Annotated in this window: 12 protein-coding genes and 1 pseudogene; 6 read left to right on the top strand and 7 right to left on the bottom strand. The window is 66.1% G+C overall.

What is annotated here, in order from left to right; genetic code table 11:
* Position 1: 1 nt before the first annotated feature.
* Entirely contained in the window at positions 2-979 is a 978-nt protein-coding gene (locus D7S86_RS09090) for a homoserine kinase (protein WP_121085583.1), read from the top strand.
* A 31-nt stretch (positions 980-1,010) separates the two neighbouring features.
* Positions 1,011-1,829 carry a BPSS1780 family membrane protein gene (locus D7S86_RS09095; RefSeq protein WP_121085585.1) on the top strand — a complete coding sequence of 273 codons (819 nt, stop codon included), beginning with the start codon at positions 1,011-1,013 and terminating at the stop codon, positions 1,827-1,829.
* 137 nt (positions 1,830-1,966) lie between these two features.
* On the opposite strand, the gene D7S86_RS30630 is transcribed toward D7S86_RS09095, so the two are convergent.
* Both D7S86_RS30630 and D7S86_RS09100 read right to left on the bottom strand, forming a co-directional pair.
* On the bottom strand, positions 1,967-2,110 hold the full coding sequence (locus D7S86_RS30630; RefSeq protein WP_420813221.1) for a hypothetical protein: 144 nt from the start codon (positions 2,108-2,110) through the stop codon (positions 1,967-1,969).
* A gap of 191 nt (positions 2,111-2,301) precedes the next feature.
* Positions 2,302-4,390 (bottom strand): annotated as a pseudogene (locus tag D7S86_RS09100) (UvrD-helicase domain-containing protein); the annotation flags it as partial.
* Positions 4,391-4,706: 316 nt separating this feature from the next.
* On the opposite strand from D7S86_RS09100, the gene D7S86_RS09105 reads away from it, so the two are divergent.
* Both D7S86_RS09105 and galU read left to right on the top strand, forming a co-directional pair.
* On the top strand, positions 4,707-7,610 hold the full coding sequence (locus D7S86_RS09105; RefSeq protein ID WP_121085589.1) for a valine--tRNA ligase: 2,904 nt from the start codon (positions 4,707-4,709) through the stop codon (positions 7,608-7,610).
* Between the two features lie 45 nt (positions 7,611-7,655).
* On the top strand, positions 7,656-8,546 hold the full coding sequence (gene galU, locus D7S86_RS09110; protein ID WP_121085591.1) for a UTP--glucose-1-phosphate uridylyltransferase GalU: 891 nt from the start codon (positions 7,656-7,658) through the stop codon (positions 8,544-8,546).
* A gap of 143 nt (positions 8,547-8,689) precedes the next feature.
* Here galU and D7S86_RS09115 read toward each other — a convergent pair whose 3' ends face one another.
* Positions 8,690-8,917: a sulfurtransferase TusA family protein gene (locus tag D7S86_RS09115; RefSeq protein ID WP_121085593.1), complete on the bottom strand. Its 228-nt coding sequence runs from the start codon at positions 8,915-8,917 to the stop codon at positions 8,690-8,692.
* Between the two features lie 76 nt (positions 8,918-8,993).
* Positions 8,994-10,031 carry a threonine aldolase family protein gene (locus D7S86_RS09120; RefSeq protein WP_121085595.1) on the bottom strand — a complete coding sequence of 346 codons (1,038 nt, stop codon included), beginning with the start codon at positions 10,029-10,031 and terminating at the stop codon, positions 8,994-8,996.
* A 214-nt stretch (positions 10,032-10,245) separates the two neighbouring features.
* Between D7S86_RS09120 and D7S86_RS09125 the strand changes: the two genes are divergently transcribed.
* On the top strand, positions 10,246-11,145 hold the full coding sequence (locus D7S86_RS09125) for a LysR family transcriptional regulator (protein WP_240648057.1): 900 nt from the start codon (positions 10,246-10,248) through the stop codon (positions 11,143-11,145).
* Here D7S86_RS09125 and alaS read toward each other — a convergent pair.
* The 3 genes from alaS to ggt all read right to left on the bottom strand — a co-directional run bounded on the left by alaS (position 11,142) and on the right by ggt (position 17,130).
* Positions 11,142-13,772: an alanine--tRNA ligase gene (gene alaS / locus D7S86_RS09130; protein ID WP_121085597.1), complete on the bottom strand. Its 2,631-nt coding sequence runs from the start codon at positions 13,770-13,772 to the stop codon at positions 11,142-11,144. The two genes, D7S86_RS09125 and alaS, sit on opposite strands and share 4 nt — an antisense overlap.
* A gap of 324 nt (positions 13,773-14,096) precedes the next feature.
* Positions 14,097-15,110, bottom strand: coding sequence for a 2-hydroxyacid dehydrogenase (locus D7S86_RS09135; RefSeq protein ID WP_121085599.1), 1,014 nt, complete (start codon positions 15,108-15,110; stop codon positions 14,097-14,099).
* 118 nt (positions 15,111-15,228) lie between these two features.
* Complete coding sequence (gene ggt / locus D7S86_RS09140; RefSeq protein ID WP_420813222.1) at positions 15,229-17,130, bottom strand: gamma-glutamyltransferase; 1,902 nt, start codon at positions 17,128-17,130, stop codon at positions 15,229-15,231.
* A gap of 348 nt (positions 17,131-17,478) precedes the next feature.
* Here ggt and D7S86_RS09145 point away from each other — a divergent pair, with 348 nt between their 5' ends.
* Complete coding sequence (locus D7S86_RS09145; protein ID WP_121085603.1) at positions 17,479-19,191, top strand: glutamine--tRNA ligase/YqeY domain fusion protein; 1,713 nt, start codon at positions 17,479-17,481, stop codon at positions 19,189-19,191.
* The last annotated feature ends 201 nt before the right edge of the window (positions 19,192-19,392 follow it).

A 19,392-nucleotide genomic window follows, 5' to 3' on the forward strand; every position in this document is an offset into this window, starting at 1 on the left:
CATGGCTGTCTTCACCGCTGTCAACGACGCAGACCTCGCGGGGTTCCTGACGCACTATTCCTTGGGCGCCGTGCTCGATTTCCGGGGCATCGCCTCGGGCATCGAGAACAGCAACTTCTTTCTGACGACCGAGCGCGGCGACTATGTGCTCACGATCTTCGAGAAGCTGACGGCACGCGAACTGCCGTTCTATCTCGATCTGATGCAGCACCTCGCGGGCCATCGCGTCCCCGTGCCCGACCCCGTCGTGCGTGACGACGCACGTCTGTTCGGCGAACTGCACGGCAAACCCGCGACGATCGTGACCAAGCTCACTGGCCGGCCCGAGCTCGCGCCGAACGCGCACCACTGCGCCGAAGTCGGCCAGATGCTCGCGCGCATGCATCTCGCGGGCCGCGACTTCGCGGCGAGCCAGCCGAATCTGCGCAGCCTGCCGTGGTGGGAACACGTGGTCCCCGAGATCGCGCCGTTCGTCGAAGGCGACACGCATCGCATGCTGCTCGAAGAACTCGCGCATCAGCGCGCCTTCTTCGCATCGGCTGACTACGCGTCGCTGCCCGGCGGGCCCTGCCACTGCGATCTGTTCCGCGACAACGTGCTGTTCGCGCACGGCAGCGACGAAGGCGGTGACCGGCTTGGCGGATTCTTCGATTTCTATTTCGCGGGCACCGACAAATGGCTGTTCGACCTCGCGGTGACGGTCAACGACTGGTGTGTCGACCTCGCAACCGGCGAACTCGACGAGACGCGCGCGAACGCGCTCGTGCGCGCCTATCAGACGGTACGTCCGCTCGGCGACGCCGAGACGCGGCACTGGCGCGACATGCTGCGCGCCGCCGCGTACCGGTTCTGGGTCTCGCGGCTGTACGATTTCCATAAACCCCGGGCGGCCGAGATGCTCAAGGCGCACGATCCGGGCCATTTCGAACGCATTCTTGCCGACCGGATCGGATCCGCTTCGGTCGGTTCGCTGTCGTGAACCCGTTCCGCAACGCGTATCCGTGTGACTCATGCGCCTGATTGAAGTCCCCGCCAAAGCGGGTTACGTATGGTTCCGCCAGGGCATCTGGGTGTTCAGGCGCAATCCGCTCGCGTTCATGATGCTGCTCATCGCATATCTGTTCGCGTGGCTCGTGGTATCGCTCGTGCCCGTCGTCGGCACGCTGCTGCCGATGCTGTTCGCGCCCGGCATCTCGGTCGGGTTCATGGTCGCGAGCCGTAACGCGATCGGCGGCAAGCCGGTCTATCCGACCGTGCTCGCAAGCGGATTTCGAGAACATGGCCGGCGCATCGCGCTCGATCTGCTGACGCTCGGCGTCGTGAACCTCGTGCTCGTCGTCGGCGCGTTCGCGCTGACCGCGATCGCCGACGGCGGTCTGATCTTCCGAAGCGCCGTGCTCAATATCGATCCCGAGCCGACCGAGATGCTCGCGCATGCGAACGAGATGGCGATCGCGGCCGCGGTCTTCGCGATCGCCTATATGCCGGTGTCGGTGCTCATGTGGTTTTCGCCCGTGCTCGTCGCCTGGCACGACGTGCCGCCCGCGAAAGCGCTGTTCTTCAGCTGGATGGCGCTCTGGCGCAATCGCTGGGCCTTCACGGTCTATGCGCTGTGCTGGGCGCTCGTGCAGGGCGTGCTCGGCATCATCGGGCTGCAGGTCGCTCAGCTCGCGGGCACGCCGCTGCTCATGCTGATGGTGCTCGCGCCGCTCAGCATCGCGACGATCGCGATGATCTATTGCTCGTTCTTCGCGACCTATCGCGGCTGCTTCGACACGGCGAACGACACCGGCGCGCCGACGGCCGCGCCCGAACTGCCGGGCGACTGAGCGCCCCGATCGAGCGCTCTGACTGAGCGCCCTGACCGAGCGCCCTGACCGAGCGCCCAGACTGGCCGTCCTGACAGGCCGTCCTGACTGGCCGTCCTGACAGGCCGTCCTGACACGCCGTCCTTACAGGCCGTCCGTCAATCCTCGATCGGCTGCAGCTTTGCGACCGCGAGCGCGAGCCATTTCTGCCCATTGCGGCGGAAATTGACCTGGGCGCGCGCATCGTCGCCCGCGCCTTCGAGCGCCGTGATCGTGCCTTCGCCGAATTTCGTGTGGAACACCGGCTGACCGACGCGAAAGCCGGTCTCGGCCGCGCGCTGCTTGTTCGCATACGCGGGCAGCGGCGTATTGCCCGTGTACGCGTCGTCCGCGCCGCGACGGCCCGAGCCTGACGATCCGACGTAGCGATCGCCGCCGCCATTGCCGTTGCCGCCGCCACTGCCGCGACCATAGCCGCGCGCCTCGTCGCCGCCCGGACGCCCGAACCAATCGCGCCCCCACCCCGCATTGTCCGAACGCCCGCCCCAACGCGCGCCCGCATCGGCCTTCGGCGTCAGCCATTTGAGCGAGGTCTCGGGTAATTCCTCAAGAAATCGCGAGCGCACGTTGTACCGCGTCTGGCCGTGCAGCATGCGGCTTTGCGTGAACGAGATATAGAGCCGCTCCTTCGCGCGCGTGATCGCGACGTACATGAGCCGCCGCTCCTCTTCGAGCCCGTCGGGATCGACGGCCGAGTTTTCATGCGGAAACAGCCCTTCCTCGAGCCCCGTGATAAAGACCACCGTGAACTCGAGGCCCTTGGCCGCATGGACCGTCATGAGCTGGATCGCGTCCTGCCCGGCCTGCGCCTGGTTGTCGCCGGCTTCGAGCGACGCGTGCGAGAGAAAGCCCGAGAGCGGCGTCATCACGTCGGCGACCGGCGTGTCGGCATCGAGAATCTGAAGTCCGCCGACGTCGATCTGCGGCGCGTCGGTCGCGTTCGGCGCCATCGCGATGACACGCGCGGGCGCATTGAGTCCGTACCCCTGCTCGCCGACGAACGCCGCGGCCGCGTTGATCAGTTCGCGCAAGTTCTCGATCCGGTCTTCGCCTTCGCGTTCGGTCTCGTAGTGCGCGATCAGCCCGCTTTCGCGAATCACATATTCGACCGTCTCGGGCAAACTCAGCGGCAGCGTTTCCGCGCGCATGCGCTCGATCAGCTTGACGAAGGCGCCGAGGCTCGACCCCGCCTTGCCCGTCGTATAGGGCACGGCCGCGGCCATCGAGCACTGATAGAGGCGCGCGGCGTCGGCGAGCTGTTCGAGCGAGCGCGCCCCGATGCCGCGCGCCGGAAAATTGACGACGCGCACGAAGGCCGTGTCGTCATTCGGATTGTCGATCAGCCGCAGATAGGCCAGCGCGTGCTTGACTTCCTGCCGCTCGAAGAACCGCAACCCGCCATAGACGCGATACGGCAAGCCGACGTTGACGAGCGTGTGCTCGATCACGCGCGACTGCGCATTGCTCCGATACAAAATCGCGACCTCGCTGCGCGAGAGCCCCTGATTCAGCAGCGCGCGGATTTCCTCGACGATAAAGCTCGCTTCCTGCGTATCGGTCGCCGCCTCGTAGACGCGCACGGGCTCGCCGTGGCCCGCGTCGGTCCGCAAGTTCTTGCCGAGCCGCCGCGAATTGTTCGAGATCAGCTCGTTGGCCGCGTCGAGGATAAACCCGTGCGAACGATAGTTCTGCTCGAGCTTGATGAGATGCCGCACGCGGAATTCACGCTCGAAGTCGGCCATATTGCCGACGTTCGCGCCGCGGAACGCATAGATGCTCTGGTCGTCGTCGCCGACCGCGAAGACCGCGTTGTGTTCGCCCGCCAGCAGCTTGAGCCACGCATACTGGAGACGATTCGTGTCCTGGAACTCGTCGACGAGCACGTGCCGGAACCGGTTCTGATAATGCGCGCGCAGCGGCGCGGACATCGTGAGCAGCTCGTAGCAGCGCAGCAGCAGCTCGGCAAAATCGACGACACCCTCGCGCTGGCACTGCGCGTCGTACGCTTCGTAGAGCTCGACGAGCTTGCGGTTGAAACTGTCGGTCGCCTCGACCTGCGCGGGACGCAGGCCCTGCTCCTTGGCGTTGTTGATGAAGTAGACGACGTTCTTCGGCGGATATTTCTCGTCGTCGACGTTCAAGCCCTTCATGAGCCGCTTGACGGCCGAGAGCTGATCGGCCGTGTCGAGGATCTGGAACGTCTGCGGCAGACCCGCGTCGCGATAATGCGCGCGCAGCATCCGGTTGCAGAGCCCGTGGAAGGTGCCGATCCACATGCCGCGCGTGTTGATCGGCAGCATCGCCTCGAGGCGCGCGACCATTTCGCGCGCGGCCTTGTTCGTGAACGTGACCGCGAGCACGCCGTTCGGGCTGATCTGCCCGGTCTGGATCAACCAGGCGATGCGCGTGGTCAGCACGCGCGTCTTGCCGCTGCCGGCCCCTGCGAGGATCAGCGCGGATTCGTCGGGCAGCGTGACGGCCGCGAGCTGTTCGGGATTCAGATTGGCAAGCAGATCGGACATGAAGGCGTTTCGCAGAACGGTCGGGGGAGCAGCCGCACATTATAAGTCGCGCGCGGCGGGGTGCCCGCGACATGGCGCCGCGTGTCCGAACGACGCCGGCGACGCGCGTGTCCCGCCCGCGCGGACATCCCGCACCCCGTGGCGCACGGGGGCGCACGGGCCGCGCGGCGGCGTGCGCGCTGGCCCTTTTCGTCGCGGCCGGTTAGCTCAATCGGGCCAAATCCGCTCCGATCGCGGCCAAGCGGCCTAGCGCACCGTTCGATGACCGCCGAAGCCCTTATAATTCAAGCTTTCACGCCAACTTACGCAGAATTCAATGAGCGACAGCATCAGCGAGACCCCGGCCGAACAGGTCGCGGGTGCCGAGACCACCCTCGCGAAGAGCTTCGAGCCCCATACGATCGAAGCGAACTGGGGACCCGAATGGGAGAAGCGCGGTTATGCGAAACCGAGCTTCGCCGAGGGCGCGAAAGACTTCTCGATCCAGCTGCCGCCGCCGAACGTCACGGGCACCCTGCATATGGGCCATGCGTTCAATCAGACGATCATGGACAGCCTCACGCGCTACCACCGGATGCTCGGCGAGAACACGCTCTGGGTGCCGGGGACCGACCATGCGGGGATCGCGACGCAGATCGTCGTCGAACGCCAGCTCGACGCCCAGAAGATCTCGCGCCACGACCTCGGCCGCGATGCATTCGTCGAGCGCGTCTGGCAATGGAAGCAGGAATCGGGTTCGACGATCACGGGTCAGGTCCGCCGGCTCGGCGCGTCGATCGACTGGTCGCGCGAATATTTCACGATGGACGACACGATGTCGGCCGCCGTGCGCGAAGTCTTCGTACGCCTGTATGAGCAAGGGCTCATCTATCGCGGCAAGCGCCTCGTCAACTGGGATCCGAAACTCGGTACGGCCGTGTCCGACCTCGAAGTCTCGAGCGAGACCGAAGACGGCTTCCTCTGGCATATCCGCTATCCGCTCGCCGACGGCTCGGGTCATCTGACGGTCGCGACGACGCGGCCCGAGACGATGCTCGGCGACGTCGCCGTCATCGTCCACCCCGAGGACGAGCGCTACACGGCGCTCGTCGGCAAGACGGTCAAGCTCCCGCTGAGCGACCGCGAGATCCCGATCATCGCCGACGACTACGTCGATCGCGAATTCGGCACGGGCGTCGTCAAGGTCACGCCCGCGCACGATTTCAACGACTATCAGATCGGCCTGCGCCATGCGCTGCCGATGATCGAGATCCTGACGCTCGACGCGAAGATCAACGACAACGGGCCCGCCCCCTATCGCGGCCTCGACCGCTACGACGCGCGCAAGCAGATCGTTGCGGACCTCGACGCGCTCGGCCTGCTCGCGGAGACGAAGAAACACACGCTCCAGGTGCCGCGCGGCGACCGGACCGGCGTCGTGCTCGAACCGATGCTGACCGATCAGTGGTTCGTCGCAATGAGCAAGCCGGCGCCCGAAGGCACGCTGCACGCGGGCAAATCGATCACCGAAGTGTCGCTCGACGTCGTGCGCAACGGCCAGATCCAGTTCGTGCCCGAGAACTGGACGACGACCTACTACCAGTGGCTCGAAAACATCCAGGACTGGTGTATCTCGCGTCAGCTCTGGTGGGGCCATCAGATTCCCGCGTGGTACGGCGAAGCGGGCGAGGTCTTCGTCGCGCGCAGCGAAGACGAAGCGCGCGAGAAAGCGCGCGCGGCCGGCTACACGGGCGCGCTTACGCGCGACGGCGACGTGCTCGACACGTGGTTCTCGTCGGCGCTCGTGCCGTTCTCGTCGCTCGGCTGGCCGAACGACACGGCCGAACTCCAGCGTTTCCTGCCCTCGTCGGTGCTCGTGACGGGCTTCGACATCATCTTCTTCTGGGTCGCGCGCATGGTCATGATGACCACGCACTTCACGGGCAAGGTGCCGTTCGACACCGTCTACATCCACGGCCTCGTGCGCGACGCCGAGGGGCAGAAGATGTCGAAATCCAAGGGCAACACGCTCGACCCGATCGATCTCGTCGACGGCATCGACCTCGAGTCGCTCGTCAAGAAACGCACGTTCGGGCTCATGAACCCGAAGCAGGCCGCGCAGATCGAGAAGAAGACGCGCAAGGACTATCCGGACGGGATTCCGTCGTTCGGCACCGACGCGCTGCGCTTCACGATGGCGTCGCTCGCGACGCTCGGCCGCAACATCAACTTCGATCTCGCGCGCTGCGAGGGCTACCGCAACTTCTGCAACAAGCTCTGGAACGCCACGCGTTTCGTGCTCATGAACTGCGAAGGCCATGACTGCGGCGTCGGCGAATGCGTCGGCGACTGCGGCCCCGACGGCGCGCTCGACTTCTCGCAAGCCGACCGTTGGATCGTCTCGCTGCTCCAGCGCGTCGAGGCCGATGTCGCGAAGGGCTTCGCGGACTACCGGCTCGACAACGTCGCCAGCGCGATTTACAAGTTCGTCTGGGACGAATACTGCGACTGGTACGTCGAACTCGCGAAGGTGCAGATCCAGAACGGCACGCCCGCGCAGCAACGCGCGACGCGCCGCACGCTGTTGCGCGTGCTCGAAACGACGCTGCGCCTCGCGCATCCGGTGATCCCGTTCATCACCGAAGCGCTCTGGCAAAAGGTTGCACCGCTCGCGGGCCGCTATCCGCAAACGAGCGAAGCCGGTGCGGAACCCGCGTCGATCATGGTGCAGTCTTATCCGCTGAGCCAGCCCAAGAAGATCGACGAAGCCGCCGAGGCGTGGGTCGCCGAGCTCAAGGCCGTGGTCGACGCCTGCCGGAACCTGCGCGGCGAAATGAATCTGTCGCCGGCCGTGCGCGTGCCGCTGCTCGCGAGCGGCGACGCGGCGCGGCTCGCGTCGTTCGCGCCCTACGTGCGCGCGCTAGGCCGGCTGTCCGAAGTCACCGTGATGCCCGACGAAGCCTCGCTCGACGCGGCCGCGGCAGGCACGCCGGTTGCTATCGTCGGTTCGGGAAAGCTCGCGCTCAAGGTCGAAATCGACGTCAAGGCCGAGCGCGAGCGGCTGACGAAGGAAGTGACCCGCCTGAGCGGCGAAGTCACCAAGGCGCAAGCCAAATTGGGTAACGAAAGTTTTGTTGCACGCGCACCGGAAGCAGTTGTCGAGCAGGAGCGCAAGCGTCTTTCGGAATTCGAAACGACGCTCGCCAAGCTGCATGCGCAGCTCGCGCGCCTGCCCGCATAACCCACGAATTCGTACACTACGGCGAGGTATTGAGAGATGCGAGAGATGCGAGAAACACGCAAAGTCAGGAAGGCCGTGTTCCCCGTCGCGGGCCTGGGTACACGCTTCCTGCCGGCCACCAAGGCCAGCCCCAAGGAAATGCTGCCGGTCGTCGACAAGCCGCTGATCCAGTATGCGGTCGAGGAAGCGATCGCGGCCGGCATCGACGAGATGATCTTCGTGACCGGGCGCAGCAAGCGCGCGATCGAAGACCACTTCGACAAGTCGTACGAAATCGAAGCCGAACTCGAAGCGCGCGGCAAGCAGAAGCTGCTCGACCTCGTGCGCGGCATCAAGCCCTCGCATGTCGATTGCTTCTACGTGCGGCAACCCGAAGCGCTCGGCCTCGGTCACGCCGTGCTGTGCGCGGAGAAGCTCGTCGGCGACGAACCGTTCGCGGTCGTGCTCGCCGACGACTTGCTCTATGGCGAGCCGCCCGTGCTCGCGCAGATGGTCGACACGTACGACCACTATCACAACTCGGTCATCGGCGTCGAAGAGATCCCGATCGAGGACTCGCGCTCGTACGGGATCGTCGAGGGCAAGGAGTGGGACAAGAACATCGTCAAGCTGTCGGGCATCGTCGAAAAGCCCGCGCCTGAAGTCGCGCCGTCGAATCTCGGCGTGGTCGGCCGCTATATCCTGCGGCCGCGGATCTTCGACCACATCCGCACGCTCAAGCCCGGCGCGGGCGGCGAACTTCAGCTGACCGACGCGATCCAGTCGCTGATGCAGGAAGAACAGGTCCTCGCGTACCGCTACCACGGCACGCGTTTCGACTGCGGCAGCAAGCTCGGTTATCTGAAGGCGACCGTCGAGTTCGCACTGCGCCATCCCGAAGTCAAGGATGAGTTCGAAGAGTATCTGCGCACGCGCTCGCCGATCATGGAAAGCTGATCAGCCGCCGGGGGTGTCACGATTCGGTCCGCAGGTCCGAATCGCGGCACGCCTACCGGTTCGGATGCTGAAGAAACCGCCCGATGCACAGTCGGGCGGTTTTTTGCTTTTACGGCCGATGAATCCGCATGTCGCGCGACGGCCTAACGGCGTCGCATCAGGAAGACGAAGGTCTTGTCTTCGGTCCGCGTCTCGACGATCGCATTGCCGGTCTGCTTCGCGAACGCGGCGAAATCGCGCTGCGAACCGGGATCGGTCGCGAGCACCTTGAGGATTTGTCCCGACGTCATATCGGCGAGGGCTTTCTTGGCCCTCAGGATCGGCAGCGGACAATTGAGGCCGCGTGCGTCGACTTCTTTATCGAATTCCATCAATCTGGTTTCACCTTGCATAATCTCGTGCGCCTGCGCGCGCTAACTCCGTCGCGCGATGTCCTGTCCCGCGCGCTCAGGCCGTCGCCGTGCAGAGCTCACGCAGCGCCGACGCGAACGACTCGACCGTTTCGGGCGTCGTGTCCCATGCGCACATGAGCCGGCAGCCGCCCGCGCCGATAAAGTCATAAAACTTCCACCCCTTGCCGCGCAGCGCGTTCGCCGCCGCGATCGGCAGATTCGCGAACACCGCGTTGGCCTGCGGCTCGAACATCAGCGAGACGCCCGGGATGTCGACGATACGGTCGCGCAACAGCCTGGCCATCGCGTTCGCATGACGCGCGTTGCGCAGCCAGACGTCGTTCTCGAGCAAGCCGAGCCACGGCGACGAGATAAAACGCATCTTCGACGCGAGCTGGCCCGCCTGCTTGACGCGATACGCGAAATCCTCGGCCATCTTCCGGTCGAAAAACACGACCGCCTCGCCGACCGGCAGCCCGTTCTTCGTGCCGCCGAAGCAGAGCACGTCGACGCCCGCGCGCCACGTGATCTCGGACGGATGCACGCCGAGCGTCGCGACCGCATTCGCGAACCGCGCGCCGTCCATATGGACGGCCAAATGCCGGCGCTTCGCGATCGCCGCGATCGCGCGGACCTCTTCGACGCTATAGATCGTGCCGACCTCCGTCGCCTGCGTCAGCGAGACCGCCCGCGGCTTCGGGAAGTGGATATCCGAGCGGCGCGTGACGATCTGCTCGATCGCATCGGGCGTGAGCTTGCCGTTCTCGCCGCGCGCGACGAGGAGCTTCGAGCCGTTCGAAAAGAACTCGGGGCCGCCGCACTCATCGGTCTCGATATGCGCGAGCTCATGGCAGATCACCGATTGATACGGCTGACACAGCGACGCGAGCGCGAGCGAATTCGCGGCCGTGCCATTGAAGACGAAGAACACTTCGCAGTCCGTCTCGAACAGATTGCGGATCCTGTCGCAGACCTTCTGAGTCCACGTGTCGTCGCCGTACGCGGCTTCGTGGCCGCTGCTGTTGCACTCGATCAGATAGTTGAGCGCTTCCGGGCAGATCCCGGCGTAGTTGTCCGACGCAAAATGCTGCATGACACTCCCGCCGCTAGGTCGAAGACCGATATTGTAGTGCCTCGTATCGGCGCGCAGTTTTCGGGATCGAAACCGGCAAGCCTCGCCGCGTGCATATGCGCATAGTCACCGTTTCGCTCGATCGCTCCCGCGCGGCCATCCGGCCGCCGGGTCACGGGTCGGGGTCCGTTTCGTTCTTGCGCCGCCGCGCCTATGCCGACCGTGAATACCTACCGTGGATGAGCTCGACGACGCACTGTTCGATCTCAGCACCCTCGCGATCTTTCGCGCCGTCGTCCACGAACGCGGCGTCACGCGTGCCGCGACGCGTCTGCGGCGCGCGCCGTCAAACGTCACGACGCGGATCAAGCAACTCGAACGCGCGCTCGGCGTCACGCTGTTCGCGCGCGATGGCCGGTCCGTCGCGCTGACGCCGGCCGGCAAGGATCTGCTCCCCTATGCCGAACGCCTGCTCGCGCTCGCGCGCGAAGCGCGCGAGGCGCTCAGCGCCGCGCGGCCGCACGGACTGCTGCGGCTCGGCGCCATCGAATCGTTCGCGGCGGGCATCCTGCCCGACTTGCTGACCCGGTATCGCGCGCTGTGTCCTGACGTGTCGATCGATCTCGCGATTGAACCCGCGGATACGCTGCTCGCCCGTTTGCGGCGCTTCGAGATCGACGCGGCGCTCGTCGCGCGGCCCGACGATCCCGCCGATATCGGCCCGTACGCGTCCGATGTCGTCGGCATCGACGACATCGTCCTCGTGACGGCCGTGGGTCGCGCGCCGGTCACGCATCCGCGCGAACTCGGCGCCGCGCGGATGGTGTGTCTCGGCCAAGGGGATGCGTGCGGATTGCGCCACCGGGCGCAGGCGTGGCTCGCAAGCGGCGGCGTGCGGCCGAGGCACGTCATTGAAGTCGGAAGCAATCACGCGCTGTTCGCGTGGGTCGCGACGGGGGCGGCCTATGGGTTCGTCCCGCGTTCGACATTGAGCCGGGCGGCCCATTCCAACGCGGTCATGTGGCACCCGATCGGTCCGATCGGGGCCGTCGATACGCTGCTCGTCTGGCGCGAGGGGCACTGTCCGCGCGCGCTCGACGTCTTGCGTTCGATGCTCGTCGCGGGCGACGCTTAGAGTCGGCTTTCGACCCAGCCCTTGACGCCGCCGAGCGCCGCGGGCAATGCCGCTGCATCGGTGCCGCCGGCTTGCGCCATGTCGGGACGGCCGCCGCCCTTGCCGCCGACCTGCTGCGCGACGAAGTTCACGAGATCGCCGGCCTTGACCTTCTTGCTCGCATCGGGCGTGACGCCCGCGATCAGGCTGACCTTGCCGTTCTCGACCGCCGCGAGCACGATCGCCGCATGCTTGAGCTTGTCCTTGAGCTTGTCGACCGTCTCGCGCAACGTCTTGACGTCGGCGCCCTCGAGCTGGGCCGCAAGCACCTGGACGCCGCCGACGTCGATCGCCTGATTCACGAGTTCGTCGCCCTGGCTCGACGCCATCTTCGACTTGAGCTGCGCGAGTTCCTTTTCGAGCGAACGAACCTGATCCTGAACCTGGACGATGCGCGTCGTGAGTTCGCTCGGTTGCGCCTTGAGCGCAGCCGCCGCCTCGGCGAGCCGCGCGGTCACGTCCTGCACGTAGCGGACCGCGTTGTCGCCCGTGATCGCCTCGACGCGCCGGATACCCGCCGCGACACCGCCCTCGACGACGATCTTGAACAAGCCGATATCGCCTGTGCGGCTCACGTGCGTGCCGCCGCAAAGTTCGCGCGAGAAACCGATATCGAGCACGCGGACCTCGTCGCCGTACTTCTCGCCGAACAGCGCCATCGCCCCGCCCTTGACGGCGTCGTCGAACGGCATGACTTGCGCGTGCGTCGGCGCGTTACGCAGCACCTCGGCGTTGACGATCGCTTCGACGCGGCGAATCTCGTCGTCGGTCATCGGCGAGTGGTGCGCAAAGTCGAAGCGCGTCTTGTCGGGATCGACGAGCGAGCCCTTTTGCTGGACATGGGCGCCGAGCACTTCGCGCAACGCCTTGTGCATCAGGTGCGTCGCCGAGTGATTGCGGATCGTGCGCGCGCGGCGCTCGACATCGACCTCGGCCTTGAGCACGTCGCCCACGCGCAGCGTGCCCTGCTGGACTTCGCCGTGATGGCCGACGACATCGGCCTGGACCTTGAGCGTATCGACGACCGCGAACCGCGCGTGATCGTTCGCGAGCACGCCCTGGTCGCCGACCTGACCGCCCGACTCCGCATAGAACGGCGTGTGATCGAGCACGACGACCGCCTGCTGACCCGGCGTCGCGGCCTCGACCGCGGTACCGTCCACGTAGAGCGCGACGATCTTCGCGTCATCGACGATGAGCCGCTCGTAGCCGTGGAAGCGCGTCTTGTCGCCCGTGTATTCGAGCGCGGCCGACATCTTGAACTTGCCCGACGCGCGCGCCTGTTCGCGCTGACGCGTCATCGCCTCGTCGAATGCCGCTTCGTCGACCGTGATCTCGCGTTCGCGGCAGACGTCCGCCGTCAAATCGAGCGGGAAGCCATAGGTATCGTGCAGCTTGAACGCGACTTCGCCCGCGAGCACGCGCGGCGTGGCGCCGGCCGCCTCGATGTCGTGGATCGCCGCTTCGAGAATCTCCATGCCGTACGCGATCGTCTCGAAGAAGCGCTCTTCTTCCTGACGCAGCACGTCGGTCGTGCGTTGCTGCGCGTCCGCGAGCTCCGGGTACGCGGTGCCCATTTCGCCGACGAGATCGGCGACGAGCTTGTGGAAAAACGGCGTCGTGCGGCCGAGCTTGTAACCGTGGCGGATCGCGCGGCGGATGATCCGGCGCAGCACGTAGCCGCGGCCTTCGTTGCCGGGGATCACGCCGTCGACGATCAGGAACGCGCACGCGCGGATGTGGTCGGCAATGACCTTCAGCGAGTTGTTCGCGAGATCCGCGATGCCCGTTTCGCGCGCCGCGGCCTTGATCAGCTGCTGGAACAGGTCGATCTCATAGTTGCTGTGCACGTGCTGGAGCACGGCCGCGAGGCGCTCGAGTCCCATGCCCGTATCGACACAGGGCTTGGGCAGGCGCGTCATATTGCCTTGCGCGTCGCGGTTGAACTGCATGAACACGAGATTCCAGATCTCGATATAGCGGTCGCCGTCTTCCTCGGGCGATCCAGGCGGGCCGCCCCAGATCTCGGGACCGTGGTCGTAGAAGATTTCCGTGCACGGACCGCAGGGTCCCGTGTCGCCCATCTGCCAGAAGTTGTCGGACGCGTACTTCGCGCCCTTGTTGTCGCCGATCCGGATGATCCGCTCGGTCGGCACGCCGACTTCCTTCGCCCAGATGTCGTAGGCCTCGTCGTCCTCGTGATAGACGGTGACCCAGAGCTTGTCCTTCGGCAGCGCGTAGACGGTCGTCAGCAGTTCCCACGCATAGCGGATCGCGTCGTGCTTGAAATAGTCGCCGAACGAGAAGTTGCCGAGCATCTCGAAGAACGTATGGTGGCGCGCCGTGTAGCCGACGTTTTCGAGATCGTTGTGCTTGCCGCCCGCGCGCACGCTGCGCTGAGCGGTCGTCGCGCGCGCGTAGGGGCGCTTGTCGGTGCCGATGAACACGTCCTTGAACTGGACCATGCCCGAATTGGTGAACATCAGCGTCGGATCGTTGCCCGGCACCAGGCTCGACGAACGGACAATCGTATGGCCCTTCGACTCGAAGAACTTCAGGAATTTCTCGCGGATATCTGCGGCTTTCATGGCTTGCTGATGCGGACCTGTGGAGCGTATTCGGACGTTGTGGTTGGCGCGCGCGCGGCGTCGAGGCCGCGGGCCGATCGAAAGAGGCCGCGGCGAACGCCCGGCGCGGATTTTCGCAATCGCTTGATTATACGGGAAACGCCAGGGGAAACGCCGCGAGCGACACGGCGGGACGCGCCGCGCGCGGAGGCCGCTCGGGCTTGGCCCGGCCGGATTCGGCGCGCACGGCGCCCGCCGCAGGGGATGATGCGCGCGGACGCGCGCTCAGGCATCCCCTCAGGTATCCCTCAGGCATCGGCGCAGGTATTCCCCAAAAGCCTCCCGTCAAGCATCGGGCTCGACAACGTTGCAGGGCGCGCCGCGCTGCCACGCGAGCGCGTTCGACAGCGTCGTCGCCGCGATCTGCGCGAGCGCCTCGCGCGTGAAAAACGCCTGGTGCGCGGTGATCAGCACGTTCGGAAACGTCAACAGGCGCGCGAGCACGTCGTCGAGCAGCAACTCGTCCGAATGGTCCTCGAAGTACAGCGGCCCCTCCTCCTCGTATACGTCGAGGCCGAGGTGGCCGAGCTGGCCGGACTTCAGCGCGTCGATGACCGCGAGACTGTCGACGAGCCCGCCGCGGCTCGTATTGATCAGCATCGCGCCGGGCTTCATCGACGCGAGCGACGACTCGCGGATCAGATGCCGCGTGGACGGCATCAGCGGGCAATGCAGGCTCACGATATCGGCGCTCGCGAGCAGGGTGTCGAGCGAGACATAGCGGCCGCCGAGCGCGGCGATCTCGGGATGCTCGAACGGATCGTAGGCGAGAACGGTCGTGCCGAACGACGCCATGATCCGCGCGAACACCCGGCCGATCGTCCCCGTGCCGACGACGCCGACCGTCTTGCCATGCAGATCGAAGCCGAGCAGCCCGTTGAGCGAGAAATCGCCCTCGCGCGTGCGGTTGTTCGCCCGATGGAGCCTGCGGTTCAGCGTGAGGATCATGCCGACCGCATGTTCGGCGACGGCGTACGGGGAATACGCGGGCACGCGCACGACGACGATGCCCGCGCGCGCCGCGGCGGCGACGTCGACATGGTTGTAGCCGGCCGAGCGCAACGCGAGCAGGCGCGTGCCGCCCGCGGCGAGGCGCTCGATCACCGCGGCGTTGACGCCGTCGTTGACGAACGGACAGACGACTTGCACGCCTTCCGCGAGCTTCGCCGTGCGTTCGTCGAGCCGGAATTCATTGAACGCGAGTTCGATCGCGCCGAATCCCGCCTGCGCGCCCTCGGCTTGCGCACTGCGGAACGACTCGACGTCATAGGGCCGACTGCTGAACAGCATCATCCGCATGATTGCCTCGCCGCGTCCGTGTGGTGGCGGAAATTGTACGTGACGACGCCACGCATCCGCGCGGCGGCGGCGCGCAGTTCGTTCGTACACGAGGGATTTGACCGATCGGCACGCGCGGCTACGGCATCGTGCGTCCGACGCCCGACCCGCGCGGATCGGCGACCGGTTCGGGCTCGCCGTCGATGACGCGGATCGCCTGCACGTCGCCGTTGAAGCCCTGCTCCGCGATCGTGTATCCGCGCCGCGCGAGTTCGCGCTTGAGCGCATCGGCCATCGGCTTGCCGCGTTCCTCGTAAATCGTGTTGACGGGCAGCAACTGATGGTGGAAGCGCGCCTGGGCAACCGCGTCGGGCAACGGCATCCGGTAGTCGTAGACGTTCGACAGCACCTGATAGACGGTCGTCGGGATCCGCGAACCGCCGGGCGTGCCGACGACCATCGCGACATGGCCGTGCGCGTCGAGCAGGATCGTCGGACACATCGACGAGAGCGGCCGCTTGCGCGGCGCGATCGCGTTCGCATCGGCGCCGACGACGCCGAACTGGTTCGGCGCGTTCGGCTTGGCCGAGAAATCGTCCATTTCATCGTTGAGCACGACGCCCGTCTTGTCGACGACGAAGCCCGAGCCGAACGGCCCATTGAGCGTGTACGTATTCGATACGGCGTTGCCCCATTTGTCGACGACCGAGAACTGGGTGGTCTGCGGCTTCTCGTTGCTGACCGACGCGCTCGCCGAAGCGGCCGAAGCGGGCGAAACTGCCTTGGGCGCATCCGCCCGCGCGCCGCTCGCGTCCGCCGCCGAGGCCGCCGAGACTGCCGAGACTGCCGAGGCCGCCGACGCGTCGCCCGACAAGCCCGGCCGGATCGATTGCGTATCCGATATCGCGTCGGGGTTGACCTCCATCGCGCGTCGCGCGAGGTAGGTGTCGTCGACGAGGCGGTCCGTCGGATTCGAGACGAAATCGGGATCGCCGAGATACGCCGCGCGATCGGCAAACACGCGCTTCTCGATCTCGGCGACGAGATGCACGTATTGCGGGGTGTTGAGATCGACGCCCGCGAAGCGGTCCGCGAGATCTTCGCGCATCTTGAGCATCTGGAGCAGGATGATGCCGCCCGAACTCGGCGGCGGTGCGGTCACGACGCGGTAGCCGCGCCAGTCTCCGATCAGCGGCGCGCGCCAGACCGCCCGGTAGCTCGACAGATCCGCCTGCGTGACCATCCCGTGCCCGCGCATCGACGCCGCGATCGCGTCACCGGTCTCGCCGCCGTAGAAGCCTTTCGCGCCGTCGCTCGCGATGCGCTTGAGCGTCTGCGCGAGTTCCGGCTGACGGAACGTCGCGCCCTCGGTGAGCCCCGCGAAGTAGGCATCGAAATTCGTCCGGCCGCCGAATTCCCGCGACGCGACGGCCCGCGCGTTCGCGAGCCGGGCGTCGACGACAAAGCCTTGTTCCGCATAGCCGATCGCCGGTTCGAGCACCTGCGACCACTTGAGCTTGCCGAAGCGCCGCTGCGCCTCCCACATGCCCTCGACCGTGCCCGGCACGCCGACCGCGCGCGCGCCGACGAGGCTCATCTTGGCGATCACGTTGCCGTTCGCATCGAGATACATATCGCGCGTCGCGGCGCGCGGCGCGGTCTCGCGGTAGTCGAGAAAATAGGGTTGGCGATCGACGACGAGCGTCATGAACCCGCCGCCGCCGAGGTTGCCCGCGTCCGGATACGTGACGGCGAGCGAGAACGCGATCGCGACCCCGGCGTCGATCGCGTTGCCGCCGAGCGCGAAAATGCGCGCGGCCGTATCGGCCGCATAGCGATCGGGCACGGCGACGGCGTTCTCGCGCAACACGACGTCGTCGCCGACGGGCTTGGGCGCGTCCTTCGCGTACGACGGCGTTGCGAAGCCGGCCGTCGCGAGCCACGCGGCCACGATCCAGGCCGCCGCGGCGTGGCTCGCGCGCACGCCCCGTTTTGCCGACTCGTGTGCCGCACGGCACTGCCGCGCCGCGCCGCGCACCATCGCCTGCGCCTGGGTCCGCGCCTGCTGCATCTGCTGCGTCCGCGTCCGCGCACACGCCTGCGCAACGCCCGCATCCGCGTGCGCTTCGCCCGCCACAAGACCGCGCCCTGGGTTCCCTACCGCCATCGCCATCCTCCCGAATCGGTCGTGCATCCGTTTAGGGTGCGAGGCACATGGCGTGCCCGCGCACGAGAGCGTGCATTATCTCGCTCCGGCGAAGCAGGCGTGTACGGTAAAATGGCCGCTTTCCGCGGCAGCGCACCGCGCTTTCGCGACCGGACCTTCATCGGACCTTTTAACGCAGCGCGCCCACCCGCCGCGCCGACTTGCCGAACCCGACCTTTGCGCATGAGCACCGAACGTACCGACCGCACTGACGCCCCCGTCGCGTCGAATTTCATCCGCAACGTCATCGACGAAGACAATCGCAACCGCAAATGGGCCGGCCGCGTCGAAACGCGGTTTCCGCCCGAGCCCAACGGCTATCTGCACGTCGGCCATGCGAAGTCGATCTGCCTGAACTTCGGCGTCGCGCGCGACTACGATGGCGTCTGCCATCTGCGTTTCGACGATACGAACCCCGAGAAGGAAAGCATGGAGTACGCCGACTCGATCATCGAGGCGGTCACGTGGCTCGGCTATTCGTGGGAGAAGTCGGGCCAGTCGCATCTGTACTTCGCGAGCGACTATTACGAGCAGCTCTACCATTTCGCCGAGATCCTCATCGAACGCGGCAAGGCCTACGTCGATAGCCAGAGCGCGGACGAAATGCGCGCGAACCGCGGCTCGCTGACCGAACCCGGCCGGCCGTCGCCGTATCGCGACCGCACGCCCGCGGAGAATCTCGACCTGTTCCGCCGCATGCGTGCGGGCGAGTTCGCCGAGGGCGAGCATGTGCTGCGCGCAAAGATCGACATGGCGTCGCCGAACTTCAATATGCGCGACCCCGTGATCTACCGGATCCGCTTCGCGCATCACTACCGGACCGGCGACACGTGGTGCGTCTACCCGATGTACGACTATGCGCACTGCATCTCGGACGCGATCGAGGGCATCACGCATTCGCTCTGCACGCTCGAATTCGAAGATCACCGCCCGCTTTACGACTGGGTGCTCGACCAGCTCGCGCAAGCCGGCCATTTCAAACGCCCGCTGCCCCAGCAGATCGAATTCGCGCGTCTGAACGTCACGTATGCGATCACGAGCAAGCGCAAGCTGCTCCAGCTCGTGACCGAAAAGCACGTCGAAGGCTGGGACGATCCGCGGATGCCGACGATCGTCGGCCTGCGCCGGCGGGGCTTCACGCCGGGCAGCATCCAGTTGTTCTGCGACCGGATCGGCGTCTCGAAGGCCGATTCGTGGATCGACATGGGCGTGCTCGAACAATCGCTGCGCGACGATCTCGACGCCGTCGCGCCGCGCGCGATCGCCGTGCTCGACCCGCTCAAGCTCATCATCGACAACTTCCCCGACGACGCCGAAGAGGCCTGCACGGCGCCGGTCCACCCGCATCATCCCGAGCGCGGTTCGCGCGCGTTCCCGCTGACGCGCGAACTCTGGATCGAGCGCGAGGACTTCAACGAGCATCCGCCGAAGGGCTATTTCCGCTTGTTCCCGGGCAACAAGGTGCGTCTGCGCTACGGCTTCGTCGTCGAATGCACGGGCTTCGACAAGGACGAGCACGGCAAGGTCACGGCCGTCCACTGCAATTACTTCGCGGACAGCAAGTCGGGCACCGAAGGGTCGAACAACTACAAGGTCAAGGGCAATATTCACTGGGTCAGCGCGAAGCACGCATACGCGGCCGAAGTGCGCGTCTACGACCGCCTGTTCAACGAACCGCAGCCCGACGCGGGCGGCCGCGACTTCCTGACGGCGCTGAATCCGAACTCGAAGCGCGTCGCGCAAGCGTATCTCGAACCCGGCGCGGCGCAGATGAACGCCGAGGATCGCGTGCAGTTCGAACGCCACGGCTATTTCGTCGCCGATCGCTACGATTCGCAGCCCGGCAAACCCGTGTTCAACCGGATCGTGAGCCTCAAGGACAGTTGGGGCCGCTAGTCGGGGCCACATTGAGGAACCCCGGTAAAGGACCGTCAAAGGGGACCTTAGGGAACGACCGCTGAAGCACGCAGGACCGCGACGTCCGCGGCAGGCTTTGCGCCTGCCCGGACGCGGTTCGCGCGTTCGGGTGACCGGGCCGCGTCGCTCGATGCGAGCGACGGCGCGTTCGGCCGTGCGTCCCCCGCCCCTCCGCAGCCT

It is taken from the genome of Pararobbsia silviterrae (assembly GCF_003628125.1).
Lineage (GTDB): Bacteria > Pseudomonadota > Gammaproteobacteria > Burkholderiales > Burkholderiaceae > Pararobbsia > Pararobbsia silviterrae.

What these genes read in the sequence shown, in the direction of transcription:
- D7S86_RS09145 (WP_121085603.1), top strand. Translation starts at nt 17,479, where the DNA reads ATGAGCACCGAACGTACCGACCGCACTGACGCCCCCGTCGCGTCGAAT.
- D7S86_RS09120 (WP_121085595.1), bottom strand. Translation starts at nt 10,031, where the DNA reads ATGCAGCATTTTGCGTCGGACAACTACGCCGGGATCTGCCCGGAAGCG.
- D7S86_RS09090 (WP_121085583.1), top strand. Translation starts at nt 2, where the DNA reads ATGGCTGTCTTCACCGCTGTCAACGACGCAGACCTCGCGGGGTTCCTG.
- galU (WP_121085591.1), top strand. Translation starts at nt 7,656, where the DNA reads ATGCGAGAAACACGCAAAGTCAGGAAGGCCGTGTTCCCCGTCGCGGGC.
- D7S86_RS09115 (WP_121085593.1), bottom strand. Translation starts at nt 8,917, where the DNA reads ATGGAATTCGATAAAGAAGTCGACGCACGCGGCCTCAATTGTCCGCTG.
- ggt (WP_420813222.1), bottom strand. Translation starts at nt 17,130, where the DNA reads ATGGTGCGCGGCGCGGCGCGGCAGTGCCGTGCGGCACACGAGTCGGCA.
- D7S86_RS09095 (WP_121085585.1), top strand. Translation starts at nt 1,011, where the DNA reads ATGCGCCTGATTGAAGTCCCCGCCAAAGCGGGTTACGTATGGTTCCGC.
- alaS (WP_121085597.1), bottom strand. Translation starts at nt 13,772, where the DNA reads ATGAAAGCCGCAGATATCCGCGAGAAATTCCTGAAGTTCTTCGAGTCG.
- D7S86_RS09105 (WP_121085589.1), top strand. Translation starts at nt 4,707, where the DNA reads ATGAGCGACAGCATCAGCGAGACCCCGGCCGAACAGGTCGCGGGTGCC.
- D7S86_RS09135 (WP_121085599.1), bottom strand. Translation starts at nt 15,110, where the DNA reads ATGCGGATGATGCTGTTCAGCAGTCGGCCCTATGACGTCGAGTCGTTC.